Below are 2,159 nucleotides of genomic sequence, written 5' to 3'. Positions count from 1 at the left end.
CGGCGCCGTCGCCACCCTCCTGTTCCTGCCCGACCAGGTCCCTGTTGCGGCCAGGGTCCGCTGAGCTCCGGGGCGGACGGCCCTGGGGGTCGGCTGCGCAGGTCTTCGTTTCGGGGATGCTCCGCAACCGGCTGGGCGAGCCGCCAAGGCTCAGGTCTGCGTCCCGGGCCCGTCCCCATGGCCGTCGGGGCCGTCGGAAACGTCAGGCTCACTGCAGCGGCGCCGGCTCAGCCAGTCCTCCACCAGCGCGTCACGACGGCGTGCGGCGGCCAGCAGCTCGGCGAAGGTCCGGGTGAAGGCCGCGATGGCGGTCCTCGGTTCGAGGCGGGCGATCTCCGCGCCGGCCGCGGCCTCGAAATCCTGCAGGGTCATCATCAGGATCAGCATCAGCTTGTTGTCGGCGCAGGCCACCGCGAACTCGGGGGCCTCCAGGGCGAGGCTGGCCAGGATGGCGAAGGCGTCGGTGTCAGTGGCGGCCGCGAAGGCGTGGAGGCGGTCCAGGTTCAGGCGGCCCCGGCCCGCCTCGAAATGCTCATAGGACCGCAGCGGCATGCCCATGGCGGCCGCCACCTCGGCCGGGCGCATGCGCCGGTGCCGGCGCAGCGCCTTCAGCGCCCGCGACAGCCGGCGACCGGCGGTCCGTCCGCCGCCCGGCACGAGGGAGAACATCGGTCGTGACGCCACCATCAACCCTGACTCGCATGTCACTTTTGCCGCAACCTGGCGTGGGGTCAAACGGGTCCGCAGGTTTCCGGGCGGCGCCGGAGCGGGGCGCGCAGGAGCTTGCCATCGCACCCTCCGTGTATCCGGCGAGGGGAGTGGAGATGTTCAGAATATAGGCGGCGCATATGAAGTCTATTTTCCGCAAATTCCTTGCGGATTTCCCGCAAAGGGTTTGCGGCGACTGGATGATGTTGTGGCGGGACGTAATATTTCTCGACACGGAGCCGTGTCGGCCTATCCACTCTCCCGGAATCACCTCGCGGGGCGGGAGATGACAGCAAAGCGGGCCGAGCCGTTTCTCGTGGCGCTGGGCGCCCTGCGGGAGCGGCTGCGGCAGGGGGCCTTCGACTACGAACGGCGGCTGGCGGCGACCGAGATCGCCGAGCAGCTGGCGCTGAGCGCCACCCCGGTGCGCGAGGCGCTCGCGCGGCTGGCCGGGGAGGGCCTGGTCGAGGAGCGGCGGGGGCAGGGCTATTTCGTGCGCCGGCCCGGCGCCGTGGACGTGGCCGATCTCTACCGGATCAGCCAGGCCTACCTGCTGATCGCCCTGGAGCCGCGGGGGCTGCAGCCGGAGACGGGGCGGGCGGGCCCGGAGCCGGACGGGGCGGAGGCCTCCCCCGAGGCGGCCGTCGCCCGGGTCGAAGCCCTCTTCGAGGCGTGGCTGGCGGCGGCGGGCGGCTGGGACCTGCTGGACGCCCACCGGCGGCTGGCCGGCCGCCTCGGCCCGGTGCGACGGCAGGAGCCGCGGCTGATCGGCGACCTCGCGGCCGAGGCGGCGGCCCTCGCCCGCCTGGGAGCCGGCGCGGACCGCCCCGCCCTGCTGGCCGCCGTGCGCGCCTTCCACCGGCGGCGCATCCGCCTCGCCGACCGCCTGGCGGGGCTGCTGGAGCGACGGCCGCAGGCGGCGCCGTATAGAACCGATATAGGTTGAATAGGCATAGCGCAGGTTGTGAGATCGACGCGCCGCAACTTCCAGCGGTGACAAACGGCCTTTGAAGGAGGTCACCATGTCCAAGACCCTGACCCTGCCGGCCGCGCGCCTGGTCTGCTTCGGCGGCGCCCGCGCGCTCACGAACTCGCCCACGGGCCAGTTCGACCCCGAGGAGATCCCGGTCGACCTGTACGACTGAGCCTCCGGGGCCGGCGCCGGTCCTGCCGGCGCCGGCCTTGCGGCCGCAACGCCCAGGCCTCCCGTGGAACATCCCCTCTCCCCCGCCGCCCACGCGGTCGCCATCGGCGACGACGTGGTCTTCCTGCAGGTGGCGCGCGACGCCTACCTCTGCCTGCCCGGGGCCGCCGGGCGGCTTCGCCTGTCGCCGGACGGCGCGAGCGTCGCCGTCGACGATTCCGCCCTGCTGGGGCCCTTGCGGGACGCCGGCCTGCTGGCCGGACCCGAGGCCGGGGCTGGAGGCCTGAGTGGGGCCGGGGCTGGGGCC

At 73.4% G+C, this 2,159-nt stretch carries 3 protein-coding genes and 1 pseudogene; 3 read left to right on the top strand and 1 reads right to left on the bottom strand.

What is annotated here, in order from left to right:
* Positions 1 to 150: 150 nt before the first annotated feature.
* On the bottom strand, positions 151 to 669 hold the full coding sequence (locus V7Z97_RS20210) for a helix-turn-helix domain-containing protein (protein ID WP_334165386.1): 519 nt from the start codon (positions 667 to 669) through the stop codon (positions 151 to 153).
* A gap of 325 nt (positions 670 to 994) precedes the next feature.
* On the opposite strand from V7Z97_RS20210, the gene V7Z97_RS20205 reads away from it, so the two are divergent.
* The 3 genes and pseudogenes from V7Z97_RS20205 to V7Z97_RS20195 all read left to right on the top strand — a co-directional run.
* Positions 995 to 1,654, top strand: coding sequence for a GntR family transcriptional regulator (locus tag V7Z97_RS20205; protein ID WP_334165384.1), 660 nt, complete (start codon positions 995 to 997; stop codon positions 1,652 to 1,654).
* 76 nt (positions 1,655 to 1,730) lie between these two features.
* On the top strand, positions 1,731 to 1,853 hold the full coding sequence (locus V7Z97_RS20200) for a hypothetical protein (RefSeq protein ID WP_334165383.1): 123 nt from the start codon (positions 1,731 to 1,733) through the stop codon (positions 1,851 to 1,853).
* Positions 1,854 to 1,916: 63 nt separating this feature from the next.
* A pseudogene (locus V7Z97_RS20195) lies at positions 1,917 to 2,159 on the top strand (hypothetical protein); the annotation flags it as partial.

This window comes from Phenylobacterium sp. (assembly GCF_036821595.1).
In the GTDB taxonomy this organism is placed as follows: domain Bacteria; phylum Pseudomonadota; class Alphaproteobacteria; order Caulobacterales; family Caulobacteraceae; genus Phenylobacterium.
Note: the sequence above shows the minus strand (reverse complement) of the source record. Positions and strands in the feature narration are given on the sequence as shown.